Genomic DNA, 26,454 nt, shown 5'->3' on the forward strand with positions numbered 1-26,454 from the left:
CGACGTAGTCCCGGATTGTCGGTACGGCCGTAGAGCGGCGACGGGCGAAATGCCGACGCGGCGGATGCGCGATCATTCAGACAACAGGCTCAAATCGTCCTTCAACCGCATGGGCTCTGCCAGGCGGGCTTCAATCGCGGAGTGCAGTCGAAGCCATATCGGCAAGGCTTCGGCAAGCAGCGAGCGGCCTTCTGGCGTCAACGATAAAATGCGAACCCGCCCGTCCCTCTCGTCGATGGCCGTCTTGACCAGCTTGCGGCGCTCGAGCGGCTTGATGTTGGCCGTCACTGTCGTTCTGTCCATCGCCAACAGAGCCGCGATGGCGCCCAGGCTCGGTGATCTTGCCTGATCGATCGACATCAACAGCGCGAACTGCCCGCTGTTGATCCCGACGGGCTGCAAGGCGCTATCGAAGCGCCGCGTCAGGACGCGAGCCGCACGCTGTGCCTGCACCAACACGCCCGAGTTCCATTCAAGTCCAATCGACGTCGTGGCAGACCAGACCTTCATCCGGCGAGTTCCGCAGCGCCTTCGGCCCCCGCCGCCAATGCCGCCTGCGGTTCCGGGCTGACCGAGGGCCCCCGACTTTCGTGACCGGCCGTCGGCTTGATGCGGAACCAGGCCGTATACAGCGCGGGAAGGAACAGCAGGATCAGCACGGTGCCGACGGCGGTGCCGCCGATCAGCGTGTAGGCCATCGATCCCCAGAACACGGAATGCGTCAGGGGGATGAAGGCGAGCACGGCCGCGAGCGCCGTCAGGATCACGGGCCGTGTCCGCTGCACCGTCGCCTCGATGACGGCGTGATAGTCGTCGAGGCCGGCAGCGCGGTTTTCCTCGATCTGCTCGGTCAGGATCAAGGTGTTGCGCATCAGGATGCCGGCCAGGCCGATCAGGCCCAGGATGGCATTGAACCCGAAGGGCTGATTGAAGAGGAGCAAAGTCGGGACGACGCCGATCACGCCCAGCGGCGCCGTGAGCAGCACCATCGCCATCATCGAGAACGAGCGCACCTGAAACATGATGACGATCAAGGTGACAGCGATCATCACCGGGAAGACCTTGGCCAATGCGATGTTGGCTTTGGCGGCCTCCTCGATCGATCCTCCCATTTCGATGCGATAGCCCGCCGGGAGAGATGCGATCAGCGGCAGCAGGGCCGTCATGATCTGCTTGGAGACCTCCGGAGGCTGGGTGGCCTCATTGATATCCGCGCGAATCGTGATGACGGGCGTGCGGTCGCGCCGTTTCAGGATCGGCTCCTCCAGGCGCATTTCGGAGTGCCCGATCTGGTCGAGCGGGATCTGGCGACCGTCGCGGCTCATCAGCGAGAAGTCTGCAAGACGCGCCGGGTCGAGCCGCTCGCTGCCGGCGCTGCGCGCCACCACCGGCACGTTGCGGATATCCTCGCGAACCTGCGTGACGGTGACGCCGGTCAGCAGGAACTGAAGCTGCTGGCCAACCGCCGCGGGCGAAAGGCCGATGAGGTTAAGCCGGTCCTGGTCGGGCACGAAGCGCAGCACGGGCGTGCGATTGCCCCAGTCGCGGTTGGCCTGACGGACGTCCGCAACGCCCCGCATGACCTCCAGCGCCTGTGCGGAAATCGCATATAACTGTGCCGGATCGGGGCCCATCACCCGAAACTCGACCGGGAACGGCGTATAGGGACCGAAGACGAGCTGGGTGACGCGCACGAAGGCTTCGGGAACGAGGCCATGGGACACGGCCTCGCGCAGCCTGTGCTTCAAGGCCTCCCGCGCCCCGGCATCCGGTGTTAGGGCGACGATCTTGGCGAAGGCGGGATCAGGCAGTTCGGGCGCCATCGCAAAGAAGAAGCGCGGCGCGCCCTGGCCGACATAGCTCGTGACGATGGTCGCCTCGGGTTGGTTGCCGAGCCAGCTTTCCAGCTCCCGGACCGCCGCCGTCGTCGTCTCGATGCTTGTCCCTTCGGGCAAGCGCACCTCGACCAGCACTTCTGGGCGGTCCGATGTCGGGAAGAACTGCTGTTTGACGCCGGCCATGCCGATGCCCGACAGCGCGAACGCCACGACGACGATCCCGCATGTCACGAATTTGTGGCGCACGGCGAAGGTGATGAGCCCCCTCAGCCGCCGATAATTCGGCGTGTCGTAGATCGCGTGCACGCCGCCGGGGATCGGCTTGATGTCGGGCAGCATCTTCACGCCGAGATAGGGCGTGAAGACCACCGCCACGATCCAGGAGACGATCAGGGCGAAGCCCACGACCCAGAAGATGTTGCCGGCATATTCGCCGGCCGTGGAGCGCGCGAAACCGACCGGCAGGAAGCCGGCGATCGTCACCAGCGTGCCCGACAGCATGGGGGCCGCCGTATGACTCCAGGCATAGGCAGCCGCCTTGATGCGGTCCATGCCCTCTTCCATCTTCACCACCATGACCTCGATGGCGATGATGGCGTCATCGACCAGGAGGCCGAGCGCCAGGATGAGGGCGCCCAGCGTGATGCGGTCGAAGAACCGGCCGGTCTCCAGCATGATCAGGAAGACAACGGCAAGCGTCAGCGGCACGGCTGCGGCCACGACGATGCCGACGCGCCAGCCGAGGCTGAGCAGGCTCACCAGCAGCACGACGCCCAGAGCCATGGCGAACTTCATCATGAACTCGTCGACCGCCGAGGTGATGTTGACGGCCTGGTCGGTCACCTTGTCGAGCGTCATGCCGAGCGGCAGCGTCTGCGCGATTGCCGCAGTCTTGTCTTCCAGCGCCTTGCCGAGGGCCAGCCCGTCCCAGCCCGCCTGCATGACCGCGGCAACCAGGATCGTGGCCTCGCCCTGACGCCGGATCAGATAGGTCGGGGGATCCTGGTAGCCGCGGCGTATATCGGCGATATCTGAGAGCTTCAGCGTCCGTCCCGCGGCGACGATGGGCGTGTCGGCGATCGCCTTCAGGCCTTGATAGGCGCCGTCGACCCGAATGAACATCTGCGGACCGCTCGTATCGATCGAGCCTGCGGGCGTGACGGTGTTCTGCCGCTGCAGGGCCGTGATGATGTCCTGCGCCGATACCCCCAGCGTCGCGAGCTTCGAATACGAGAACTCGACGAAGATCTGCTCGGGCTGCTCGCCGAGGATGTTGATTTTCTTGACGCCAGGAACATGCAGGAGGTCCTGACGGATGGTCTCCGCCTGCCGCGCCAGCTCGCGCATCGGCATCCCCCTCGCCTTCAAGGCATAGAGGGCGAAGCTCACATCCGAGTATTCGTCATTGACGAAGGGGCCGAGAACGCCAGGCGGCAGGTTGCGGGCCTCGTCTCCGAGCTTCTTGCGGGCCTGATAGAACTCTTCCTCAACCGCGGCAGGCGGCGTGCTGTCCTTCAGCGTGACGGTCATATAGGCGTAACCCGGCCGGGTCGTCGTCTCGACGCGGTCGTACCAGGTCAGCTCCTGGATCCGTTTTTCCAGCGGCTCGGCGACCAGATCCTGCATCTCGCGCGCGGTCGCGCCCGGCCATACGGTCGTGACGGTCAGCGTCTTGATGGTGAAGCTCGGATCCTCCGCCCGGCCGAGCATGAAGAAGGCGTAGATGCCGGCGGCAACCAGCAGGATGATCGAGAACAGGGTGACGGCCCGTTCGCGAACCGCGATCGCTGAAAGATTGAGGCTCATTTGGTGCCCCTGCTTTGGGACACGGTCCTGACGCGCGCACCGTCCTGCAGCAGGTGAGCCCCGAGGGACACCACCGGCTCGGTCGCGCTCAATCCAGATATGATCGCAGTCTCGCTGGTCACCCGAACCAAGGTGATCGGGCGGAATTTCACGGTCGAGCTGGCAGCGTCCAGCAGCCAGACGCCCGTCTTCCGGCCATCGTCCAGCACCGCGCCGAGCGGCACTTCCATCTCGGGCTGGCTCGTCTGATGGGCCAGCCGGATCGTCACGGTTGCGCCGAGCGGCGCTGAGGCGGCCTCGCCGTCGAGCACATAGCGCGCTTCATAGGTGCGGGTCTGCGGATCCGCCGAATCCGAGAGCTGCCGGAGGGTGGCCGAGTAGCGGCGGGCCTCCGCGCCATAGAGATTGGCCACGGCCGGAGAACCGATGGCCGGCCTGATCGTCTCGGGGAGCGCGACGACCGCCTCGCGCGGGCCGGCCTGGGCAAGCCGGATGACGGTCTGCCCGGCGGTCACGACCTGGCCCGGCTCGCCAAGGGTCTCGACGACGATGCCATCGGCGTCGGCAACGAGAACCGAATAGCTCGATCCGTTCTCAGCCACTTTCTCGTCGGCCTCGGCGGCCGCAAGCTGGGCGGCGGCGGTGTCGAGGGCAGCCTTTGCCTGTTCATAGCGTTGTGGGCTGGCCGCGAAACCGTCCTTGACCAGAACGGCATAACGCTTCTCGTCGGCGCGCGCCTGAACCAGGACAGCGCGAGCCGCAGCGACGGCGTTGCGTTTGGCGGCGAGAGCGAGCCGCAGATCGGTCTCGTCGATCCGCAGCAACGGCTGACCGGCCGCGACGGCGTGGCCGACATTCACCAGGCGTTCGACGATCTTGCCGGGAACGCGGAAGCCCAGATTGCTCTGCACCCGGGCCGCGACAGCCCCCGTGAAGCGGCGTTCCACGTCCACGACCGGCGTCGGCGTCACCAGCCTGACGATCGGCGCATTCTGCCTGGGATCGCTGATCGCCGACGCGTTTTGCGGCCTCGCCGACAAGGTGACGAATGCCGCCACTGCCGCCACGGCGAGCACGACGCCCCCGGCGGCGATCACCGACTTCTTTTTCTTGCTCATCGTCCCGAACCAATTAGATTGCATGTGACCTCTATACCGATTATAGATGTCAAGTGCAATCTAATTATGGAGTGTCCCGATGCGTGTCACGCGCCAGCAGGCCGAGGAAAACCGGCAAACGGTCATCGACGTGGCAAGCCGTCTCTTCCGGGAGCATGGCTTTGACGGCATTGGCCTGAAGGATCTGATGGCCGGTGCGGGGCTGACGCAGGGCGCCTTCTACAAGCAGTTCGAATCCAAGGACGACCTGGCGGCGCAGGCCTCCAGGCGCGCGCTGGAGAGCGCCTCGGGCCGATGGTCGGCGGCCGCCCAGTCCCATCCTGAGGCCCCGCTGGCGGCGGTGGTCGATTTCTACCTCAGCATGGGTCACTGCGCCGAGAAAACCGATGGTTGTCCCATCGTCGCGCTGGGTTCGGATGCCGCCAGGCAAGGCCCGAACGTGAAGGCGGCATTCGAAGCGGGGATCACAGACCATCTGGAGAGGCTGAGCAGCTGGGTCGGCAAGGCCGATGATGACGTGCCCGATGGCAAGGCGATGGCCATTCTCTCGACGATGGTCGGCGCAGTTGTGCTCGCGCGCGCTGTCAACGACGAGCGCCTGTCGCAGCAGTTCCTGCAGGCGGCGGCCGACAGCGTCCTGGCGCAATCGTCTGCGGACAACGTGCAGCCGAGCCGGCGCCAATGACGATCTCTGCCGCCGACGCGCCCATCGCAAGTGTAGCCGGCGCTGAGCCCGTACGGGATGCTCCAAGGACCGCGCTCTCCGGCCAACGGGTGACCCGGGGGGATCCTGTTCCGGCTCGCGGACCTGGCTGTGCTGGCACTTCAGCCTGAGCCGCACGGCGGCTCAGCGATCACCAAGGACCATGAAATGCTGCATGAGCTCTACACGCGCGTCAGCGCGAAAGTCAGATCGACCTTTGCGAGCACCATTCGAAACTTCGTATTCTTCGAGAATGATACCGGAGACGTGATCGAAGCACGTCTGCAGAAGATCGCGAGATCGTCCGGATCAACGCGCAAATAGACACACGACCAACAGACCGAAAGTCGCGGCTGTAAGCCGGTCTGGGCAGATCTTTCAGCCGATTGCCGCGGCGCCAGGAAGCAGACGTCATTCGGGTCTGCAATGGGCCGGGAGCCGCACCTGGTCAGCCCTGGGAAAGCCGTGATTTGCGCTCCGGCTGTCGCGGCGGCATGCTGGCGGCCCATGGCTGAAACAGTCGCAGCGTCCTGGCGTTTTCGAAACGTAATGGATCGCTTCGAAGTATCTTGAATCCCTTCGGAGCAGATTCAGAAACTCCCTCTAACCCGTTGCCATCATGGAATTTAGATCGCATTCGGCCCACGCTTACAGGAGGCGTCGTTGCAAGGACCATTCGCGGCGGCGCTGCTGATCCTGGCCGTGGTCGCTGCCTTGCCGGTGTCCGCCCAGGCGCCGGAAGCGGGCTCGCCCCGGGCTTTCTACCAGATCGGCGCGGCCAGCGAGGCGGCGTCGCGCTGCCGCGGTCTCGCACTCGTCGATACGGGATCCCAGGCGCAAGCCTATCGCGATGCCAATGCCGGGGGCATCTCGTCACGGGCGATGGTGATGGGCAGCGAGGACTTCGCCAAGGAGTTCTCCGCGGCGCACGCCAGGGGCCTGGAACAGAAGGTCTGCGACAGATATCTGCGCCGCTACCCCTGGCTGCTGACGCGCCGCTGAGCCGACTCCCTGGACCATAGCAGCGCGGTTGCGCAGAGCGCGTAGGCGATCGCGAACAACACGTAGAACACCCGCGTCGAGAACGATTCCGGCGTCGATGTCGGCAAGGGCGACAGGCCGGTTCCCAGCAGGATCAGGAATGTCGTGAGCGCCCCGCCATAGACCTTTCCGGAAGGCGACGGCATCGCGGCCCGGCCGCCCAGGATGAGGCCGACCAGCAGCGTGGTGAGAAACAGGAAGTCCAGCGACGGTCGGACTTCGAGGAAGGCGAAGGCCAGCGAGGCCAGCACCCCGCCAAGCAGATTGACCGCGACGAGTCCGACCGCCGCGCGCGCGCCGCCGGCGAGATCGAGCTGCAGCAGTAGCGACGCGACGGTGATCGGGATGACGATCGCCGAGGAGAAGGCGCTGTTGGTCAGGCACAGGGTCACCGAACCCAGCAGGATGGCGGTGTTGGCCAAGGCGCGGGCGGTCGGATTGCTCAGCGCGACGCCTTGCAGAGGCGAATCGCCCGCGCGCCCAGCGGGCTCCGGCACGGCGGCATGGGCGAGCCAGGACAGCACGACGCCGCTGACGCTGCCCTGGAACAGAACCATGATCATGCTCTGGTCGAGGTCATCATGGAGCAGGTCGAGCAGCGGCACCATGACCGCGATGACCAGGGACAGGAAGATGGCCGGCCCGCCCTTGCCCTGCGCCTGAACAAAAAAGCACAGGAAGAAGAACAGCCCGAGCAGGCTGAGCAACTGCACCGGCCGGCCGCCGAACAGGCCGGCCATGACGATGAAGACCTGCCCGGCCAGCAGGATCAGCCCGACGGTTGCGGTCGCCTTGGCCAGCGGCAGCGGCCTGGCGCCGCCGAGCAGGAATTGCGCGGCGAAAAGCGGCCCCAGAAAGGGAATGAGCGCGCCGCTGCCGATGCCGAATGTCAGCCCGACGGAGACCGCCAGCGCGACCCGCAGCCCCATTCGCCGTTGCCGGGCGATCTCCAGGCTTTGCGGGGCTGCCTCAGCTGGCATAGGTCAGGACCGAGATGATCCGGATCCAGGCCGCACCGAGTGCATTGGCGACGGGATTCTGGCCGGTATACACGACCACATTGACCTGGGAGCCGAAGCGCACCCGGCCAGGCGGGTCGCCGTCGAAGATCAAGCGCACCGGGAAGCGCTGCGGATCGCGAATCCAGCCGCTGCTGTTGCGGATGGTGGGCAGGCCCGTGCTGGGATCGACGCTGTTTTGCGAGACGCCCCAGCCGATGCTCTCGACCTTGGCCTTGAAGATGCTCCCCGGCAGCGCGTCGATCACGATCTCGGCGCTGTCGGCCTGCGACATGTGCTCCAGGCTGTTTTCCTTGAAATTCGCCGAAATCCAGATCGAACTCGCATCGAGGAAGGTCAGGGCCGCCTGCCCCGCCGCGATGAACTGTCCGGTGGCGAGCTGAAGATTGGTGACCACGCCCGATGCCGGCGCCACGACCGAGGTGTGCAGCAGGTTGAGGCGGGCCCGCTCGAGCTGCGCCAGGGCGCCCCGCAATTGCGGGTTGTCGGCGCCAGCCGGTCCCAGTTCCTGGCGCGCCTTCGCCAGATCGGCCTGCGCGCCGTCGACCGCCGCCTTTGCCCCCTCCAGAGCCGCGCGCGCCTCGCCGCCCTTGGCCTTGGCGGTGATTCCGCGCTGTACCAGTTCGAGCGTGCGCTGCGTCTGGGACTGCACATTCTCGAAGTCGGCCCCCGCTTTGACCAGCCTCGCCTGGGCCGCCTCCACCGCGGCCGTCGATGCGCCCAGCGTCTGGCCGATGCGCTCGACCTGTGCCTGCGCCTCCGTCACCGCGATTTCGAAAGGCCGCGCATCGATCCGGAACAGGAGCTGGCCCGCCGCGACGCGGGCATTGTCGACGACGCCGACCTCGACGACGCGGCCGGAGACATCGGGCGCCATCCGCACCACATAGGCCTGGACCACCGCCTGCGCAGAGGACGGCGTCAGGCGTTCCATGGCGATCGACAGCGCAAACAGCGCCGCGACGACCGCCACGACCACCAGCGCCGTCTTGCGCAAGGGGTTGCCTTTAACCTCGCCTGTCGCGGGCAACGGCTCCTCCGCCAGCGGGACGCCTTGCGCCTCGGTGCTCATCGGGCTTCCTTTCAGCCGTTAGGGCAATGCCCGACCCAGTTTGATCGGACATGACTCTAGATCGTTGTTTAAAAACGGTTTCTTCACGTGAAGCGGTCGCCATTTCGCTCGCAGGCGCGCAAGCTGCTTGAACGCTCTAGCTGCTCGCGCCGCGGTCGACGACCGTGGTCGTGCGCACGAACAAGGCGCGTATCTTGTTCCAGAAATCGCCGCCCAGAACGAAGAAGCTCGCGATCAGCATGAGGTCCCCAAGCGCCTGGAGTTGCCAGATATTCGGCCGCAGTCCCGGAAAGAACTGGTCGACATAGGGTTCGAGCATCGCCGTGACGAGCGGCAGGCAGAACATCACCAATCCGATGACATGGCGTGCCGGGCCGATCGGGCCGCTCGGCGCCAAACCCTTGGCATAGCCGAAGATCAGCCCCTTGAGCTGCTGGAAGCCGGCCTTGCCCATTACCGCGATGCAGGTCAGGAGCAGGACCTTGTTGGCGATGAAGATCACACCCGTCATCGCTGCGATGCGTGGCCCCGCAACGCCCATCGAGGCAGCAAGCGGAATGAGCAGCCACAATGCGAAGGCGAAGATGAAGATGAAGATGCCGAGCTTGAACCGCCAACCGGCCGAAGCTGGTGCCGACGCATCCGTCGTCATGTTCGTCATGTCGAAACTCCCCCTGTTTTAACGCGTTTTCTTCACGCGAACCGGTGTCCACTTCGCTCGAAAACGCTCTGGCGACACCGATGCGCGGCGCCGCGCGCGGCGCTACGCATCGGCGCGTGATGGATCTATTGCTTGAAGCCGATCACGACCCCATCGGCGCCAAGCGAGATCTGGAGACCGCGCCGCTGGGTATTGAGGCGCAGGGTCACACCGTTGGCATTGCGCAGCCAGAGCCTGCCGCGCCCGGCATCGCCGATCGCCCAGCCTTCGCGCAGCTGGACATAGGGGCCGGCGAAATCATCGACGCGCTTCAGGCCATAGACCGGCCCGCGGGCAAGCAGGCGCGATGCGCCGATGCCGCCGACGCCCAGACCCGCCACGGTGATCTCGTAGGAGCGCCCGCCGAATTTGAGAACACCGCCGCCGATCGCGCCCGAACCGATGAAGGCGACCTGGAGCTGGCGGATGCTGACGGAGCCTGTCGCGGGCCCGAGATTGCGCTGCTGGGCGCCCGCCGGGGCGCTCCAGAGCAAGCCGGCGACTGCTAGGGATAGCGCGGTTTTGATCATGCTCTTCTCCTCCCGTGACGGTTCGTCCAAAGCGGCCTTCAGCGGCCTGTTATGATTTTGATCGGCAGCGCCATATGCATCGTCACTGTCCCGCTTCCGTGGACAGGGCCAGTTCGGCACGGGATCGGTTCTGGGCCGAGCTCGCCGCCGCAGCGGCGGCCTGATCGCCGCCCGCGCCCATCGTCTGGACCGCGACCATCGAGTCCGCGAACTCGATCCCCACGGTCGGGAAGGTCGTGACCATGGTCTTCACCGCGACCCGCTGGACATAGCTCGGCTGGATCGGTTTGACGGTGAATTTGAAGCGAACCAGGAGCGCATTGTCCAAGATGTCGGCAACGCCCTGCATGCGCAGCGGAGCGATGAAATCATTGGCGAATTCGGGGTCTGCCTGCATCTGGTCGCCGATCTTCTTGACCGTCTTGCGCAGCTTCTCGAGATCGGTGTCGCGCTTGAAGCGAAGGTTGAATTTGACGGTCGCCCAGTCCCGGCTGAAATTGGTGATCTGGCCGAGCTGGCCGAACGGAATGGTGTGGACCTGGCCGTTCTGATGGCGCAGCCGGATCGAGCGCAGCGTAAAGCCCTCGACGGACCCCTTCGCCTTGCCGCAATCGATGTACTCGCCGATGCGGAAGGCATCGTCGCTCAGGTAGAATATGCCGGAGACGATATCGCGGACGAGCGCCTGGCTGCCGAAGGACAAGGCCAGCCCGAACACCGACGCCCCGGCCAGCAGCGGCGCGATGTTGACCCCCATCTCCGAGAGCACGACGAGCAGGGCCAGCACGCCGATCGTGATCGCAAGCACTACCCGCAACAGCGGCAGCATGGTCGCAAGGCGGGAGCCGGAACCGCCGCCGCCCTCTCCCGCGGCTGCGACGTCGCTGGCCGCCGCGGGCGTCGCGCGGGTGAAAAAATCGACCAGCTCCCAGGCCACGAAGGCGAGGAACAGCGTCACCGCCGTCGCGAGGGACGAACGGGCGAGCGTCCGCCAGCCCTGCTCGTCGACCAGCGCGAAGACATCGACGATCCAGCTTTGCGCGACGAAGACCATGATCGCGAGCAGGATGGCCGTCCGGATGCAGCGAATGACGACATCGGTGAAACCGCGCGGAGCCGCCTTGGCCGCCGTATCGGCGGGGGGCCCTGCAGCCGGCTCGCCCTCAGCGAATTCGGGCACGGCCGCCGGACGTGGCCGCGTCAGGTAGCGCGCCAGGGTTTGAAACAGGATCAATGCGATCAGCGCATTGAGCGTCAGGAGCACGGCGTTGGGCACGGTGTAGCGCGCGACCACGGCGCCATAGATCTGGGTGAGCCCGAGCGCCAGGAAAGGCGGCGCCGCGACGGTGAGCCAGTGAGCGCCCAACCGGCCGGCCAAGCTGTTTTGAGCCGTGGCCAGCCCGGCCAGCCAGCGGCCGACGGCGACGCGCGAGCGCGCGGCCATCCAGAAGACGAAGCTCAGCACCAGGCAGGTCACCAAGATCTGGCCGGCAGCGATCGCCTCCGCCGGGGTCGCTGTCGCGATCAGCAGGCGGATCACGATCCGCAGGACCACGATCAGGAGGACGATCAGCGCGATGCGGCGATACAGGGCGGCGGCTTCGCCATCATCCATGGCCGCGAGGCGGGCGCTGGCGAGGCCCGGCCGCAGCACGAAGCGGAAAGCCAGCATGTAAAGCCGCCAGGCGAAGATCCCTGCCAGGACCGCGGCCGCCAGCTTGTCCTGGCCGACGCCGCGGGAAAACCAGATGCCGATCGCGCCGTAGCTGACGAACCAGACCGCGGCGACACCGACAAGATCGAGCGCCAGGATCGCGCCGATCGGCAGCAGTGCGGCGGGGCCGGGTGTCGCGGCCACTCTCGCACCCAGGCGCGCCCGAAGGCCGCCGAACAGCACCGCCACGAGCCGCTCGACGGCGAGCGCCAGTGCAGCGGAGATGAACAGCAGCAGGACAAACGCCGACAATCCCCGGCCGTCGCCGGCCTGGACGATCAGCTTGGGAAATTCCGCCAGCCGGCGGCCGAGCTCAGGGAAAGCCGCCAGGGCAGCAGAGCCTCTGTCGACGAATTGCGCCACCCGGGCTTCGAGCGGATCTGGCGTCGCGGCCCCGGCGGGGTCCGAGGCCCCGCCTCCCGCCATTGCAGGCACGGGAGCTTTCAGCTGCGCGACGACCGATCGACTGATAGCTTCGACAAGTGCGTCGAACTGTTCCTGGCTGATCCCCGCGGGCGGAGCCGGGGTTTGGGCGGTGGCTGGAAGCGAGAGGGCGTGCAAACATAAAAACAGGCAGAATACAGGCGCGAGCGCCATAAACCTCAAAGCTGACGTAAATGGGATCCCAACGAATTGTTTCCGACTAGACATTGACGCACGGCCTCTGGCCACAAAGTCAGAAAATAACTGAAGTCAATTTTTTACAAACAAGCTCGTACCGCCGATATCACCGGCGATATTATAGAACGAAATCCGAGAGCACACAGAGATATATATCTGAAAAGACCAATTGTACCTCCAAAGAGGCACGATCATACCATTTTACATACGAAAATTATCTGGCATCGAGCGGATTTAACCGATACCTCCTAAACGATCAAGGTTAGTCGATACGAACCGCGCCGACAAGCTTAGCCGTGTCTGTAAGTCCAAGTTTATGCACCGGCGCCCCATCGCATGCCCCGCTGGGGAGTTGCGGCAGGGTTGAGCCGGCACCAGGGAATGCGGAGCTGATGTCCCAGGAACGCGTGTCTCCTGAGCGAACGTCCAGAGAGCGCATGCCGTCTGGCGGCGCGCGGCGGCCGGCGCCGTTCAGCCGGGCGCTCCACCGGGTCCTGATGGCGCTCGCATGCGCCCTTCCCGCCCCGGCCAGCCTCGCCGAAGAGCCGCCTCGCCCGGAGGAAGCCGCCTCTGAGGCCGAGCCGTCAGCGACGGGACCGGTGATCTATATCGACGCCTCCGCGACACTGGCCCGATCGCCGGGAAACAGCTTCGTCATTGGCCGTCGCGGGTTTTTCTCGATCACGAGCAGCTCCGGCAAGTCGCTCTCCATCGATGCCCCCCTGACCATCGACATCACCGACGATCTGAGCGTCTATGCGGGCTTCGATTTCGCCAGCTCCAAGACGGCTTCCACGCCGTGGTCGCAACTGGCGCTGGGCAGCTTCACCACCGGTTTCGACTATACCTTCCTCGATCAGACCCGGTTTCTCCCCGAGCTTTCGGTCTCCGGCTCAGTCTCACGGCCGGTCAATCTTCCCGCCGGGGCGGCCGTGACGACGACCTGGTCAGGGGGGATCGATGCGGATTTTTCCCTCGACGAGTCGGGAAACCGCGGCCTCATCGCAGGCCTCGCGCTCACCTATGTCACCGTCAATTCCGGGCCGGGCCAGCTTCAGCCGCTCTATGGCGGCTATGTCGGGGCGTATCATCAGTGGGAGGCCGGCTGGAAGCTGACGGGAAAGGCAGGCTACGCCACCTTTGGCGGCGGCAATCTCGGCACGGTCATTCGCGCCACGCCGGTTCAGCAGGCCTTCGCGACGCTGGAATTCGAGAAATATGATGCCGCCGACAACAAGCTGTTCGGCCTGGGGCTGGCTGGAGCGCTGTCGCGGGGCACAACCGGCAAGACCAGCACCTCCATCCAGCTCGTCCTCTCCGTGCCGCTTTACCTGACCCGGAAGCGCTGAGTTTAGACCAAGGGGCACGGAGAGGAATTCACGAAAACCTGCAGCCCGCGCGCCGGCCGGTCACATCGATTCAGGGTCCGCTGCTTGCCAAGCCCGCTTCCTTTCAAGCCTGCTTGGGCGGCTCCTCGATGGCTTTGCCAAGCCGGTCGAGCTCAAGCGAATAGCAGAACAGGGCAAACAGCACCCAGAGCACGATGAGGCCTCTGGCTAGGGCCTGGCCGAGCGAGGGCAGCCCGGCGAGCTCCGGCACGTGCCGGAAAAACAGCACTGAGAACAGCGCGCCGCCAAAGAAAAAGCTGGAGCGCCCGGCAAACTGGACGAGATGCCCCAGGAAGGGGCTGTGGACCGGCGGCGCCACCGCGACCCAGCGATAGCGCGCCCAATAGGCACAATGCAGGATCAACGTCGCCAGCACGATTCCCAGCTCGACCAGGCGGCTCACCTGCAGCGGTTCGCCTATCCGCATGATCATCTGGCGAAACAACGGAAACATCACCCAGAACAGCGCCGTCGCCGCCGCCGTCTCGACGGCCAGGAGGCCAAAATAGGCAGCGTCCTTCCGGAACGCCGCAAAGGTCGCGCGACGGGGCATGCCCGATGGTGCAGAGCCGCACCGCTCATGGCAAGTCGGGTTATGGCAAGTCGGGTTATGGCGAGTCTGGCTGGGGCAGGTCTGGCGAGCGCCGGCGTCGTTGAGGAAGCCCGGCCGGCGTGAAAATCGAGCGAAGCCGGAGAACCTGCCCCCGACGCTGCGCCGTCCAGGCTGGCGGCCTGTGCCTGCCTTCTAGGTCGTCACAGGTCGCGAAGCAGACGGACGGCCCCCGATATCAATACCAGGTGGGTCAGGATGATCCCGAGACCCCGCAGGGGAGCGGACCCACGCCACATGCCCACCGCATGGAGCAATCGACCGCCGGCCAGGACGCCGCTGATCGACAGGACCCACCAGACCGGTGCTCCCTGAGCTTCGATCAGGCCGAGCCCGATCACGCCCAGCGACACATATTCGATGCAGTTGCCCTGCGCCCGGATGCGCCGGCGAAGCACCGCATCCGTGCTGTCGCCAACCGGGTCGCCGACCTTCACGCGCCGCATCGTGACCGGAATGGACAGGGCGACCAAAGCGAGGGCGAAGATCGCGGTGAAGGTCGCGGTGATCGGAAAGCGCATTGGCTGTCCCTCAAGGGCCGGTCTGGCAGTCGGCGCGCGCTGTCGATGTTCGCGCTGGTGATGATAGCGACCGTTCCATTCAGGCGAGCCATGACGATGCTCTTTCGGTCGCGTGGCCCTGCGTCGCCGAACGCTCGAACCGCACCGGCGCATAGGGTGACGGGGCCTCGCGTGCGGCGTTCTTGGTGAGGAAGGATGCGGCCAGGAGAACGAAGCCGACGGCCGGCGCCGCCGCCAATGGCTTGCGCACGCCAAGATGGGCCAGGCCCGACAGCAGCAGGTGATAGAGCATGCCGGCACAGGCGAGATCGCTCAGAAGCGGGCGTAAACGCCAGAGGATCGCGATCGGACCCAGGATCTTCACGACGACCATGACCGGAACGAGAGAAGTGGGGTATCCGAGCCCCGCCAGGGCCTCGCGGACCCAGGCGTCTTTGGTCAGGAAAAGGAACGCGGACGAGACTTATAAGAGCAGCAGCAAAGCGGTGCTTGCCCAATAGATGTATTGTGCGGACATGGGTTCTCATCCGCCGCGAAAGCAGCCTTTTCCAATCGAAGCGTTGCTATGGGCAGTTCAAATCAACGAGCAGCTCGTCGATGCGATCGAAATGGCGGACAATATTAATCGCTGCAAGTAGGATAAATTACTGTCACTCAGTACGGAAAACCTGACCATGGCCAATGCCGACTTCACCATGCAGGACGAGATGCGCCGAGCCTTCGGGCTGCTCTCGGGCAAGTGGAAGCTCGAGATCATGTGGCTTCTCCACCAGCGCACCTACCGCTTCGGGGAGCTGCGCAAGGTGATCCCCGGCATCACCCAGCACATGCTGACGGCGCAACTGCGCGAACTCGAAGCCGACGGGCTGGTCTCACGCACGGTGTTCGCGCAAGTCCCGCGCAAGGTCGAGTATGAGATCACGCCCAAGGCGCCGGGGCTCGGCCCGACGATCGAGGCGTTGACGGCCTGGTGGCAGGAGCACGGCAAAACCGTGCCGGAGCGGCCTACAATGCGGGGCCGCAAGCCGCGCTGATGAGAGCCGGGCGCCCTGCCCGCCTCTCGGGCGCTCGAGGCAGCCGTCAGGCTACGCGCGCTGACGGGTCATTGCCGTTCTCGGCCAAGCCCAGTTTGCCGGGGGCTCAACGCCGCGTTGTCGTGGGCCAGCTGCGAGGTCGGGCCTAGAACGTTACGCGCGAGACAATCTTGGCGCGGCTGGTGGGCACGATCTCCCGAAACGACACCCCCGTGGAACCGGGCACGATGCGCTCCGCCAATGCGAGATCTTCGGCGCGAACGGTCGAGCTGGCGCAGGCCCCGTCCACGTCCCAAAGCCTCCGCGCGACATCGGTGCCGACCGCTGCGGTTATCAGGCTGGCCGCCGTATCGTTTTCCGTGACGCGCCCGCTCTCGACAAGCGTCCGGATCGCTTCTCCGATGATCTTCGCCGAGTCATCGAAGGTGACGTCGCCCAAGCGCCGATATTTGGCGTCGTTGCTGCCATCCCTGAGGCAATGCCGGGCCGCGAAGAGCCAATCATGCACCATATAGGCCGGCGCGTATCCCCAGGGAGAAAATCCCCGGAAGGCCTGGGCGATCTTGGGGATGGAGCCGCCGTCGGTGTACATGATGCCGGGGCGAATGAGCGACCCTGGGGCCGAGACATTGCGGCGCCGAAACGTCAGCGGATTGCCGGGCTCGGGAACATAGAGGAACCTGCCATCCCCCGAGGTGCCACCTTCACCCACCCAGATCACGACGAGGGATCCTGAAAATGTTCCCGATCGCAGTTCGTCGTAATTGAGGCCTGCGCTCACGCATCCCCCGAGCAGCGCCGCACAAGCGAGGCCGATCATGACCCAAGCACGTCGTGGTTGAATCTCCATCGGCACCTCGCTATCCGGCTTCGTCTGGATCGAGCCATGATTTACGTCATAACAAGGCTGTCGCCAGCATTGAAAGCGTTTATCGACCGAACTTACGTTGGTGTACATCCTGCATCGCACAATTGACACACCCGATGACGCACGGTTACCCTTCCGACAACCATAGCGATAGGCAAATGGGGAGGCAGTCGTGAAAGCAGCCTGCTGTGTGTTCGCTGCCATGGTCCTGCTTATATCCTCAGACCCGGCGCCGTCTGAAGAGAGATCGCGGAACGCCAATATAAGAGCCGTGAGTACCCTGACATTGTCACGAATATCCCCGCGTGCCAGGGCGGATATTGTTGAATCTATGATCTCTAACTGGGACCTGGCGAAGAAAGCCGGTATTGTCGGCGCCAACAGGACCGAACACTTTATTGCCCAGTTGGCGACCGAGACTGGCGGGTTTCGGTTTCTGTCCGAAAATTTGAACTACTCCGCCTTACGTTTACGGCAAATCTTCCCGAACCGCGTGAGCGAAGACAAGGCCGCCGAACTTGCCCATCAGCCCGTCAAGATAGCCAACTGGGTCTACGGCAATCGGCTCGGAAATCATCTCCCCAGCGATGGCTGGACTTATCGCGGGTCGGGCCTGATACAGCTGACAGGGCGGGCGAATTTCAGAAGCCGAGGCTCCGAGCTCAAATTGCGCTTGGAGGAGGAGCCGGAACTGGCCCGAAATCCGCTTGGTGCGTTTCAAACGGCCGTTGCCTTCTGGAAGGCTCGCAGCATCAGCGCACTCGCAGACCGCGACGATATCGCGAGCGTTCGCAAGGCCATCAATGGCGGTTCGAACGGCCTTGCCGAGACCAGGATCTGGCTCGTCCGTGTGCGGAAATACCTGAACCCGCGCACGAACGGGTTCGAGAGTCCCGAACTCAGCGCCGATGAGCAAAGCGCGGTTGTCGACAGGCTGAAGGCTCTCGGTTTCCTCTCATCGGAGCCCGGGGCCTTCATCGACAGCGATATCTCCGCTCCGCTGAAGAAACTGCAAAGCTCGCGAGGGCTCGAGGAAACCGGCGTGCTGGACGAAGACACCCTCTATGAGATCACGGAGCCGGCATACTTCCGGGCCGAATAGAACACGCAAGCAACGGAGAGCGTGATGTTGCCGTTCCAGCAGCCGTCCGCGCAAACGCCCCCGCATCCGACTGTAGTCAAGTCGCGTCTCGCCGCAGCGCTCCTCCTGCTCGGATGTCTCGGCTTCGGAACGCCGGCTTCGGCGCAGACGCAGACTGGCGCTGCGCCGCCACCATCGGAGGCCTATTCCGACGTTCTCCGAAAGCCTGGCGACGATGCGGCCTTGCGGGCATTCTTGGACCGGCTTCCAAAGATCGAGGTTGCCGACGACGATGGCGGTACACGCGAATACTATCTCGTCGAGGGCGACGTCGTCGCGACCGCCGCAGAGGTCGAGGCTCATCTGAAGGAGCTTCGCAAACGGGTCGAGGTCAACACGCCTGCGCCGCCAAGCGGCGAATTGCTCGTCATCACCGACAGCCACGGGCAGCCGCTATTCTGGGAACGCGGCAAGCGGCATCTGACATATGCAGTGAAGAAGGCCTCCTTTCAGGATCAGATCCGTTACGACGACGTCGTCAAGCGCATGAAGCTTGCCGGGGAGGAATGGGTTCGCGTCTGCTCAGGTTGCGATCTTCGCATCGAACACAAGTCCGAATTCGACGATCAGCCTTCCCTGAGCAAAGTGACCTTCATCGTTCAGTACGAGAAGGAGCAAAACTCCTTCATCGCAGCAGCGTTCTTTCCGAAGCAGGATCGATTTCGGAATTTTCTGGTCATAGGGCCGCAATTCTTCTCAACAAGCTTCGATCGCACCGGCGTGTTGCGGCACGAAATCGGGCATATCCTGGGATACCGCCATATGCACATCGTCGGCATTCCCGGCTGCTCTACCGAAGATGCGAACTGGAAAGCAATCACCGACGTATACGACAAGAAATCTGTGATGCATTACTATTGCGGCGGCGGCGGGACCCGTGACTTGGCCTTGAGCGAGCAGGACAAGATCGATCACAACAAGCTTTACGGCAAATAACGTCAGCCAGGCCCGCCCCGGCAGGGATGGAGGCAGGAATGCACCTTGTCATCGCGACGATCGCACTGCTCACCGTGTTCGCAAGTCAAGCCCTTGCCCTGACCTGCGGCGTGGGCGAGAAGACCGAGTTCGGCGCCAGCTTCAATCCAGTCTTGAAGATCAAGCCGAATACCGGCGGCACGCGGGTCGATCACGGCCAGAGCTTCACGGTCCAGAGCGTTCGCCTGCAGCTCTCCCTGCGCGCGCCAGACAAACCCATCGACGGGTTCGTCGTCATTCGCGACAAGTACTTTCGCGTGCTCGCCACCATCACCCCAGCTGATTTCAAAGGCGACTCCGGCGGCTACGGCGTCAGCAGGTGGACGGGGCGGCTGCCGGCGCTCCACGAGATCTATCTCGAGCTGGCGACGAACGAACCCGGCGACATCCATCTTGAAGTGAACCGCGGCACCGCCACCCCTTCCGCTTCAGCCGAGACACGCCTGTTTTCTGTCATCGGCGCCCAGCCGGCCTGGGCGCGATTAAGCGAGATCCATGAAGTCGGCCCCAGGCGAGCCGGATACGCCGTCGGCATGTTGCTCACCGGCGAGACAGCCGCCCCCGGTGCGCCGGCATCGCCAACCTGGTGCTGCTCCGGGGCGATGATCACCTCGAGCCTGTTCCTGACGAACTGGCATTGCGGGGGCAGCGGCGGCATCGAAGCGGACTACTGGACACAGGCCGTGTGCAACCAGGCCATCATCGACCTGGGCTGGAATGCGGCGGTCGGCACGGACCCGCAAGATGCGCCCATCGGGCTGAGTCAGCAGGTCGGCTGCCAGCACGTCGTCGCCAAGGACCGGCGGCTCGACTACGCCATCCTGCGTGTCGGCGCGATCATCGGGCCCGGCGGGATATCGGGAACTCCGATTCCGGCAACCATCAACGCTGCGCCGGTTTCCGAAGGCGATGTCTACGTCGTTCACCACGCGCAGTGCCAACCGAAGCTGGTCAGCAAGAATTGCCGCATCCAGAATGCAGCGCTTCCGGCCTGGACCGGCCCGGATGCCCCGGCCTTGAACGCCACGCCGAACTTCTCGCACAACTGCGACACCGAGCCAGGCTCATCGGGCGGACCGGTTTTCAATACGTCGCGCGAACTGATCGGAATCCACCATGCGGGTTTCGACAGGGACGCCGACTGCAAGCCGATCGACCCCCGCGTCAACAAGGCGATCGGCATGAACGCGATCATGCAGCATCTCGAAAAGCAATATCCCAGTATCCGACGCGAGATAAAAGCTCGAGGTTTCAACGAATTCAGATGAGGGCCGGATCATGCTTCCATCATTCAAAGCAACCTGCCTTGCAGGAGGCCTGCTGTTCATCCTTCAATCCCATGCCTGGGCGCAGTCCCAGACGTTGACGCCGGCGGCCAATGCCAGTCAACTTCCACCCCAGATCATCAACGTCGAATTGGACGGCGGCCTTGCCGCCGAGAACATGGCGGAGATTCTCAAATTCCTCAGGAAGAAAGGCGTCGCGCTCGCCACGAGGCCTGCCAAGGCCGAGCCCGGCGAGACGATCTGTTCGGTCTTGCTTCGCTTCAATTACCCGACGCCATGCGGGCCGCTGGGAGACTTGATCCTGACCGAGCAGGCCAATCTGCGGCGGATCAATCAGCCCCTGATCGAATCGCGAGAGGCGGCCAACACCGTCTTTTACCTGCCGGATATCGACATTGTCCAGCGCCAGACAAGCAGAGCGATCCCAAATCGCAGCAACGATCCGTTCAGGGCTGAGAATTTCGTCAAGAACTGGAAAGATCATAAAGCGATTCTCTACGATCGGCGCCTGACGGAAGTAACCGTTCAATATGTCCTGTATCGACTCAACATCCCCATTCCAGCCGAGTTCCCGGCGGATGCCGTCCTCAAGGAACTCGCTGCATTACCGCTGAATAACGTCTCCTACGACATGACCGTGCCCGGTCAGACCCGGTTCAAGCAAAACGCCATACCAGCTGATTTTGACGAATCCAGCGTCAGAGAACTGTGCAAGAATTACAAGGATCCTGCCGACCTCCTTTCATTGACGCGGCCATATTCCGCATTCTCGGACATGGATACCGACGCTATCGAAGCGACGCGGATCTACACCGGAATTGTCGATGCGGCGCCCAAGCCGTTTGTGCACCTTCTCGATACGAAGCTCTCGCCTTTGCCCTCCTTGTACCCGGCTTACGGTGAGCAACCCGTTCCCCTCCCGAGCAAGTGCGATTGGGCCTTCACCCCGGGAGCTCATCACGCGAACCTGCTGGCTGGCATCATCGCTTCGCAGGGGAAAGGCACTGGTTTCGAAGGCATAGCTCCAAACGTCAATCTTCGTTCCTTCGATATTTTCGACCCGGACAATACGAATGCAAAGCCGATCCATGAGTATATCGAAGAGAATACTTACGATCAGCCTGGCGCCGTGTTCCTGATCGCGAATGACAGACCATCCGCTTATGACAAGGCACCGACCTTGCCGGTCCGAAATACCCGTTTCCGGGAGCCACTCGCGACCACGCTTCTGCTGAAGGGCGGCATACAGCGGCCATTCGTCGTCGTTGCCGCGGGGCAGCCCGACAAACCGGCAGATCCGGTCATCAACATCGATGCAAGGACGAATATGTTTCCACAGAATCTGGGCGATCTCCCCAACGTCGTCGTGGTCACGGCTTGCACAGATTGCTCGAAGGCGACGGCCGAAGTTTACCCGAAGGCCAATTATTCCGCGGATTCCTGGAAATTCGTCCATGTCGCAGCTCCCGGAGGGCAACCGATTTCCGGCTGGACGGGGCCGGATACCTTCGGCGCCGCGTTCGGAACGTCGCAATCGGCGGCCTTCGTGGCGGGCGTCGCCGCCAACATGATAAGGCGCCATCCCGACGTCTACGGTCATAACGGCGCGCTCAAATACAGGCTCCAGACATGCGCCTGGCCGCTGCCGCACTACAATGCGAGCGGGGTTGCCAATGGAGATGTCGCGAAGATCGCCACGGGTGTCATCGACCCAGCGGTCTGCAACCTCAATCCCCGGAAGAGTTGGGTCAAGGACGGCAATGGATGGCGCCCCGTCGACTTCAAGCGGTGGGCACCCAACACGATGTTTTCGCCCGGCCAATCGCCGCCGGGGCGCGTCCTTCGCATCATGCGAACGGCTCAGGCTCCCGCTGCGGAATGGACGCTGTACGTCGATCGGGACGGCGACGACGACGCCGACAGCCAGATCGAGCTAGGGCTCGGCCAAGTGCGCAAGGTTCCCGTCACCAAGCTCAGCACAGCCGCAGGCATCGAGCTTTGCGACGGCACGACGGTTCGCTTTGCCGATGGCGTAAGAGATTTCTACAGGGCTTCGATGCGGCAGGGATGCCCTTGAGGAAGGAAGCCGTCTCAACCAGCGCTTTTCTGGCGAGCGGCAAGAAGCTGCGCTAAATGTTCCGGTGTTCGATTTCCAACGGAGGTCATCATGCTGAGAGCGGTCGTCGTTGTTCTGTCGCTGCTGTCGATGACGACATTGGCGGCAGCCCAGGCTTGCCCGGTCGGCTATTATCGGTGCGGCAACGGATGCTGTCGCTGATCCGAATTTGATGGATGCGGCGACTGCTTTTCCCGTGCAATCGCTGCGACCACCGCGGGAACGCTGCTATTCAAGGGCCGTGATTGCTCCGGGACGGATATCCAGCCCACCTGAGCGACGTCGCCTCGACCCAAACCATTCGACCAGGACCGGGATATCGGTCAAGACGAGCAGGACGCCCCTCCCCGGCCGTCCGGCGTCATGGAGCGTTGTGCGAAAGACCTGTTCCCGGTTTTTCGCATCCTTCCCCCAGAAGCGATCGGCCGCGAAGGGCTTGAGATTGCACGGAGCCGGCAGGCAGGCCATCGCTTCCGCCAGGAGCCGCCCGGTGGCCTGCTCCTGGGTGAAGCCGTGATGGGCGGCCCCAAGGCGATGGCGCTCATCGCTGGTTCTGACGCAACTACGGCAGCAAGGATGTTACGATCCGGCTGAAGACCAGCGGAGTCCATACCGAGCTCAAATGCATCGTCTGACGACCTCAACTGCGGGGCCGCCCGGGTGCTTGGTGCTCCAGCCGGTCGCTTCACCTGGGAGAAGCCGACGATCACCGCACCGATATGAGAGAGGTCGCTCCGGTCGAGGCGCATGCGTTCGGAGCCCACTGCAACCGGGCGCATATGGACGTTCGGAAATACTCCATGCAAAATTGAGGAACCTGGGAGCGCTCACGCCGATGAAGGCCGCCCTGGCTCGCATCTGGTTGAAGTACGCGCTCGGGGCGATGACCGGGCTCGCTGCTTCGGGTCTGGCCATCTTGCTCGCGTGGGACGGCGCAACCCCAGCCGACGCTTCGCCTCCGACCACGATCGCACTGGCGGTGCTGGGCGATTCCAGCAGCCATTCCTATCAGGATAGCCTGAGCTTCCCGCCGGGGTCAGCCGACCGCGGGGGTGCGTTTCGCACCCGCACCTTCCAGTGGACCGAAGCGTTGGCGCGCCTGCGCGGCAACGAATTCAATCTTGGGCCGTGGATACGGTGGGGACAGCCTGGTCAAATGGCCTGGCTGCGCGATCTGACCGGGCTGCACGCCGGCCGGACGCCGAGGAAGGAGGATTACCTTTATAATTTCGCAAATTCCGGCGCCACCTGCAGGAATCTGATGGGTGGTCCGCTACACCGTTATCCCCAGGCGCCTCGGCTGGTCGAGCTGATGGACCATGACCCTGGGCGCTGGCGCAACGGCATCGTCGTCATCCGGATCGGCAATAATGACTGGTCGGCAGTGATGGATGAGCAGGCGCGCGATCCCAAGGCGCCTGAGGTGCTTGCTGCGGCGGCGTATTGCGTGGAACAGATCGCTGCCACCATACGCTTGATCCATGCCGCTCATCCCAGGACCCGTATCCTGTTGGTCGGCACGGATAATGAGGTGAATGAGCCGATGGTCGGCGAACGTCGTTCCGCCGCAGCCTTCGCCAACATTCAAACCGCCTTCGACGACTTCAACGCCCAGCTGCGTGAGCTGGCCGGCACCGATGCACGCATCGCCTTCTTCGATCTCGGAGCCTGGTTTGAGGGCCTTTGGGGCAAGCGCGGCCCCGACGGCACTCCAGCATTCAAGACAGTCACCATCGGCGGAAAGCTGCGCGTCACCAACACGATCGGGGACGCGCCCAACAATGCCGAGCTGGCGGATCATCACGGCGGCCTCGTCTGGAATGCGCTATGGGCACAATCGCTTGTCGCGCGCCTCCGCGAGGCCTTCAATCTGCCTTTGACACCGATCAGCGACGAGGAGGTGGCGCGCTTCGTCACCGCCCAGTGAGCAACTCAGCACTCAAATCCTGACATGATGGCGGGCGGGGTAGCGCTCGCAGGTTTCTGATTGTCCGGCCAAGCGGGTATCGTGGAGGGCAAGTGTCGTCGCGCTTGCTGCGGAATCGCGACCGAGGTAGAATATACCGGATCAGGTAGCTAGGATGTATCGGGATGGCCTTGAGCATCAAGGATTCGGAAACCGAGCGGCTCGCCCGCGCCCTGGCGCAGCGCACCGGCGAGAGCATCACGACCGCCACGCGACGGGCGTTGGAAGAGCGGCTGCGTCGGGTCGCAGGCGCGCCGCGCAAGGCCTCTCTGCTCGAAGATCTCGCGGCCAGCCGACGCCGGTGGAGCGCCCTGCCCGTGCTGGACTCGCGGACCGCCGATGCGATCATCGACTATGACGAGAACGGGTTGCCGCGCTGATGGTGATCGACGCCTCGGCGATCGTCGCCATCGCCTTCAACGAGCCGGAGGCGGCCGCTTTCGAGAGCCGCATCGCCGACGATCCGGTCCGGCTGATCTCGGCCGCCACCGTCCTGGAGGCCGCCATGGTGATCGAAACCCGGCTTGGCGAGGCCGGCGGCAGCGAACTGGATCTCTGGCTTCATAAGGCAGGCGTCGACATCGTCGCCGTCGATGCCGAACAGGCCGACCTCGCCCGGAGAGCCTGGCGACGCTTCGGCAAGGGACGCCATCCCGCCGGGCTCAATTATGGCGACTGCTTTTCCTATGCGCTTGCCGCGACCACCCAGGAACCGCTGCTGTTCAAGGGCGATGATTTCTCTCGGACGGATATACAGGCCGCCTGAGCGACGACGCCTCGACCAAGGCCGCGCGACCAGGACCTGGCGGCAGTCGAAACGAGCAGGACGCCCCTGCCCTAGAAGCGATCGGCCGCGAAGGGCTTGAGATCGCAGAAGGCCGGCATGCCGGTCATCGCCTCCGCCAGGAGCCGCCCGGTGGCCGGGCCCAGGGTGAAGCCGTGATGGGCGTGGCCGAAGGCGAACCAGAGGCCGCGATGCCGGGAAGCCGGGCCGATGACCGGCAGCATGTCGGGCAGGCAGGGCCGCGCCCCACGCCAGGGCTGCGCATCCAGGCGCTGGCCCAGCGGCATGATCCGCCGCGCGACCGTTTCCGCCTGGTCGAGCTGCCAGCTATCCGAGGGCTCGTCGCGCCCGGCAAGCTCGATGCCGGTGGTCAGGCGAATGCCGCGCTGCATCGCGCTCAGCACGAAACCGGCCTGGGCGTCGCAGAGCGGATGCTGCGGCACAGCCTCGTTCACGGCCGCGTAATGCATGTGGTAGCCGCGCTTGAAAGCGAGCGGGAAGCGATAGCCGAAGCGCTCATAGAGATCGCCCGACCAGGGCCCGAGCGCGACGACGACCTCCGCTGCCCGCCAGTCCCCGGCCGCGGTCGGCAGGCGCCATTCTGCGCCATCCTGCTGCAGGGCCAGCGCATCCCCCTTCACCAGCGTGCCGCCACGCGCGGCGAACAGCCCGGCATAGGCGCGTGTCACCGCGCCGGGATCGCTGACTGTGACTGGGTCGCGCCAGTGCAAGGCGCCGGCAACGGTGCCGGGCAGCAAAGCGGGCTCCAGGGCGCGCAGGGTCTCAGGCTCCAGCACGTCATAGGCGAGCCCGTAGCCGTGCAAGCCCGCCGCGGCGGAAACCGCCTGCCCCAGCGCGCGCGGGCTGCGATAGAGCTCGATCCAACCCTCGCCGCGCATCAGCGCCTGCGTGCCGGCGGCCGCCGTCCAGCGCCGGTGCTCGTCGATGCAGCGTTCGATCAGCGGCAGGATGGCGCGGCCCTGCCGCTCGAGCCGGTCGGGCGCCGAATTCCACCAGTAGCGCGCCAGCCACGGCGCCAGCCGCAAGAGCGTCGCCGGCCGGTAGCGCACGGCGATGGAGCGGTTCGAGGCGAAGGCGGCAAGCGTCGCCAGATCGCGCGGGAAGGCATAGGGCACGACGGAGGAGCGCTCGATCAGCCCGGCATTGCCATGGCTGGTTTCGCTTCCCGGCTCGCCGCGATCGACCAGCAGGACGCTGCGGCCGCGCTCCTGCAGATGCAGGGCTGCGCTGACGCCGATGATGCCGGCCCCGAGCACGATCACGTCGGCCTGACGTAGTTGAACCTGTGGTGACCCGGTTTGCTGTATCTGGGCCTGTCCGGTTTCGGCCTGCTCTGTCTGGGCCAGTCCTGTTGCAGTCGTCATCGCGCCGGTCAGACCCATCTCCATTCGCCCCAGACGCGGCCGCGGCTCAGGGCCCGTCTGGAATCTCCAGCCCTCATCCTGAGGAGCCATTCCCTTGGGAATGGCGTCTCGAAGGATGCTCCAGGAGGCTCCGCGCAAGCTGGAGCATCCTTCGAGACGCCGCTGCGCGGCTCCTCAGGATGAGGGCTCAAGAACGTTCCAAACAGTCCCATGGGGCG

The 26,454-nt window shown here is 64.3% G+C and carries 24 protein-coding genes and 1 pseudogene; 12 read left to right on the plus strand and 13 right to left on the minus strand.

Features of this window, described 5'->3' with window-relative positions; genetic code table 11:
* Window positions 1-72 precede the first annotated feature (72 nt).
* Genes CYD53_RS11360 through CYD53_RS11370 form a run of 3 tightly spaced genes read right to left on the minus strand, consistent with a single transcriptional unit; the run spans window position 73 to window position 4,762 of the window.
* Entirely contained in the window at window positions 73-510 is a 438-nt protein-coding gene (locus tag CYD53_RS11360) for a MarR family winged helix-turn-helix transcriptional regulator (RefSeq protein WP_103718196.1), read from the minus strand.
* A complete protein-coding gene (locus CYD53_RS11365; RefSeq protein WP_103718197.1) occupies window positions 507-3,644 on the minus strand; it encodes an efflux RND transporter permease subunit in 3,138 nt (1,045 codons plus the stop codon). Before CYD53_RS11365 ends, CYD53_RS11360 begins: the two co-directional genes overlap by 4 nt.
* The gene (locus CYD53_RS11370; RefSeq protein WP_103718198.1) at window positions 3,641-4,762 is read right to left on the minus strand and encodes an efflux RND transporter periplasmic adaptor subunit; all 1,122 of its coding nucleotides are present in this window, start codon (window positions 4,760-4,762) and stop codon (window positions 3,641-3,643) included. Before CYD53_RS11370 ends, CYD53_RS11365 begins: the two co-directional genes overlap by 4 nt.
* 79 nt (window positions 4,763-4,841) lie before the next feature.
* On the opposite strand from CYD53_RS11370, the gene CYD53_RS11375 reads away from it, so the two are divergent.
* The 3 genes from CYD53_RS11375 to CYD53_RS11385 all read left to right on the plus strand — a co-directional run bounded on the left by CYD53_RS11375 (window position 4,842) and on the right by CYD53_RS11385 (window position 6,467).
* Window positions 4,842-5,447 (plus strand): TetR/AcrR family transcriptional regulator, encoded by a 606-nt coding sequence (locus CYD53_RS11375; protein WP_103718199.1) that lies wholly within the window; start codon window positions 4,842-4,844, stop codon window positions 5,445-5,447.
* Between the two features lie 129 nt (window positions 5,448-5,576).
* Window positions 5,577-5,789, plus strand: a complete 213-nt coding sequence (locus CYD53_RS11380; protein WP_103718200.1) for a hypothetical protein — start codon at window positions 5,577-5,579, stop codon at window positions 5,787-5,789.
* Window positions 5,790-6,128: 339 nt separating this feature from the next.
* Entirely contained in the window at window positions 6,129-6,467 is a 339-nt protein-coding gene (locus tag CYD53_RS11385; RefSeq protein WP_103718201.1) for a hypothetical protein, read from the plus strand.
* Here CYD53_RS11385 and CYD53_RS11390 read toward each other — a convergent pair.
* From CYD53_RS11390 to CYD53_RS11410, 5 genes are all read right to left on the minus strand, one after another.
* Window positions 6,440-7,435 (minus strand): DUF2955 domain-containing protein, encoded by a 996-nt coding sequence (locus tag CYD53_RS11390; RefSeq protein WP_245928192.1) that lies wholly within the window; start codon window positions 7,433-7,435, stop codon window positions 6,440-6,442. The genes CYD53_RS11385 and CYD53_RS11390 overlap by 28 nt on opposite strands.
* Window positions 7,436-7,475: 40 nt before the next feature.
* Window positions 7,476-8,597, minus strand: a complete 1,122-nt coding sequence (locus CYD53_RS11395; protein ID WP_245928193.1) for an HlyD family secretion protein — start codon at window positions 8,595-8,597, stop codon at window positions 7,476-7,478.
* A gap of 136 nt (window positions 8,598-8,733) precedes the next feature.
* Entirely contained in the window at window positions 8,734-9,258 is a 525-nt protein-coding gene (locus tag CYD53_RS11400) for a transporter suffix domain-containing protein (RefSeq protein ID WP_210202329.1), read from the minus strand.
* A 125-nt stretch (window positions 9,259-9,383) separates the two neighbouring features.
* Complete coding sequence (locus tag CYD53_RS11405; RefSeq protein ID WP_103718203.1) at window positions 9,384-9,827, minus strand: hypothetical protein; 444 nt, start codon at window positions 9,825-9,827, stop codon at window positions 9,384-9,386.
* Between the two features lie 82 nt (window positions 9,828-9,909).
* Entirely contained in the window at window positions 9,910-11,967 is a 2,058-nt protein-coding gene (locus tag CYD53_RS11410; protein ID WP_245928205.1) for a mechanosensitive ion channel domain-containing protein, read from the minus strand.
* A gap of 632 nt (window positions 11,968-12,599) precedes the next feature.
* Between CYD53_RS11410 and CYD53_RS11415 the strand changes: the two genes are divergently transcribed.
* Window positions 12,600-13,511 carry a hypothetical protein gene (locus CYD53_RS11415; RefSeq protein ID WP_103718205.1) on the plus strand — a complete coding sequence of 304 codons (912 nt, stop codon included), beginning with the start codon at window positions 12,600-12,602 and terminating at the stop codon, window positions 13,509-13,511.
* 103 nt (window positions 13,512-13,614) lie between these two features.
* Here CYD53_RS11415 and CYD53_RS11420 read toward each other — a convergent pair whose 3' ends face one another.
* From CYD53_RS11420 to CYD53_RS11430, 3 genes and pseudogenes are all read right to left on the minus strand, one after another.
* Window positions 13,615-14,103, minus strand: a complete 489-nt coding sequence (locus tag CYD53_RS11420) for a hypothetical protein (protein ID WP_103718206.1) — start codon at window positions 14,101-14,103, stop codon at window positions 13,615-13,617.
* Window positions 14,104-14,303: 200 nt separating this feature from the next.
* Window positions 14,304-14,681 (minus strand): MAPEG family protein, encoded by a 378-nt coding sequence (locus tag CYD53_RS11425; protein WP_103718207.1) that lies wholly within the window; start codon window positions 14,679-14,681, stop codon window positions 14,304-14,306.
* A 79-nt stretch (window positions 14,682-14,760) separates the two neighbouring features.
* Window positions 14,761-15,198, minus strand: a pseudogene (locus tag CYD53_RS11430) (DoxX family protein).
* 157 nt (window positions 15,199-15,355) lie between these two features.
* Between CYD53_RS11430 and CYD53_RS11435 the strand changes: the two are divergent.
* Entirely contained in the window at window positions 15,356-15,715 is a 360-nt protein-coding gene (locus tag CYD53_RS11435) for a winged helix-turn-helix transcriptional regulator (protein WP_103718208.1), read from the plus strand.
* Window positions 15,716-15,860: 145 nt separating this feature from the next.
* On the opposite strand, the gene CYD53_RS11440 is transcribed toward CYD53_RS11435, so the two are convergent.
* Window positions 15,861-16,673 carry a hypothetical protein gene (locus CYD53_RS11440; RefSeq protein WP_146055898.1) on the minus strand — a complete coding sequence of 271 codons (813 nt, stop codon included), beginning with the start codon at window positions 16,671-16,673 and terminating at the stop codon, window positions 15,861-15,863.
* A 241-nt stretch (window positions 16,674-16,914) separates the two neighbouring features.
* Between CYD53_RS11440 and CYD53_RS11445 the strand changes: the two genes are divergently transcribed.
* The 7 genes from CYD53_RS11445 (at window position 16,915) to CYD53_RS11480 (ending at window position 24,833) form a co-directional block, all read left to right on the plus strand.
* Window positions 16,915-17,685, plus strand: a complete 771-nt coding sequence (locus CYD53_RS11445; RefSeq protein ID WP_181011820.1) for a peptidoglycan-binding protein — start codon at window positions 16,915-16,917, stop codon at window positions 17,683-17,685.
* A 24-nt stretch (window positions 17,686-17,709) separates the two neighbouring features.
* On the plus strand, window positions 17,710-18,660 hold the full coding sequence (locus CYD53_RS11450; protein WP_103718211.1) for a hypothetical protein: 951 nt from the start codon (window positions 17,710-17,712) through the stop codon (window positions 18,658-18,660).
* A gap of 38 nt (window positions 18,661-18,698) precedes the next feature.
* Window positions 18,699-19,967, plus strand: coding sequence for a trypsin-like serine peptidase (locus tag CYD53_RS11455; protein WP_181011821.1), 1,269 nt, complete (start codon window positions 18,699-18,701; stop codon window positions 19,965-19,967).
* Window positions 19,968-19,977: 10 nt separating this feature from the next.
* A complete protein-coding gene (locus CYD53_RS11460) occupies window positions 19,978-22,062 on the plus strand; it encodes a S8/S53 family peptidase (protein ID WP_103718213.1) in 2,085 nt (694 codons plus the stop codon).
* 874 nt (window positions 22,063-22,936) lie between these two features.
* A complete protein-coding gene (locus tag CYD53_RS11470) occupies window positions 22,937-24,028 on the plus strand; it encodes an SGNH/GDSL hydrolase family protein (protein WP_103718215.1) in 1,092 nt (363 codons plus the stop codon).
* Window positions 24,029-24,192: 164 nt separating this feature from the next.
* Complete coding sequence (locus CYD53_RS11475; RefSeq protein WP_103718216.1) at window positions 24,193-24,447, plus strand: type II toxin-antitoxin system VapB family antitoxin; 255 nt, start codon at window positions 24,193-24,195, stop codon at window positions 24,445-24,447.
* On the plus strand, window positions 24,447-24,833 hold the full coding sequence (locus CYD53_RS11480; protein ID WP_103718217.1) for a type II toxin-antitoxin system VapC family toxin: 387 nt from the start codon (window positions 24,447-24,449) through the stop codon (window positions 24,831-24,833). The genes CYD53_RS11475 and CYD53_RS11480 overlap by 1 nt, the downstream gene beginning before the upstream one ends.
* A 71-nt stretch (window positions 24,834-24,904) precedes the next feature.
* Here the strand turns inward: CYD53_RS11480 and CYD53_RS11485 are convergent, their stop codons facing one another.
* Complete coding sequence (locus CYD53_RS11485; RefSeq protein WP_103718315.1) at window positions 24,905-26,236, minus strand: NAD(P)/FAD-dependent oxidoreductase; 1,332 nt, start codon at window positions 26,234-26,236, stop codon at window positions 24,905-24,907.
* Window positions 26,237-26,454: the final 218 nt, after the last annotated feature.

Source organism: Allobosea psychrotolerans, from assembly GCF_002917105.1.
In the GTDB taxonomy this organism is placed as follows: domain Bacteria; phylum Pseudomonadota; class Alphaproteobacteria; order Rhizobiales; family Beijerinckiaceae; genus Allobosea; species Allobosea psychrotolerans.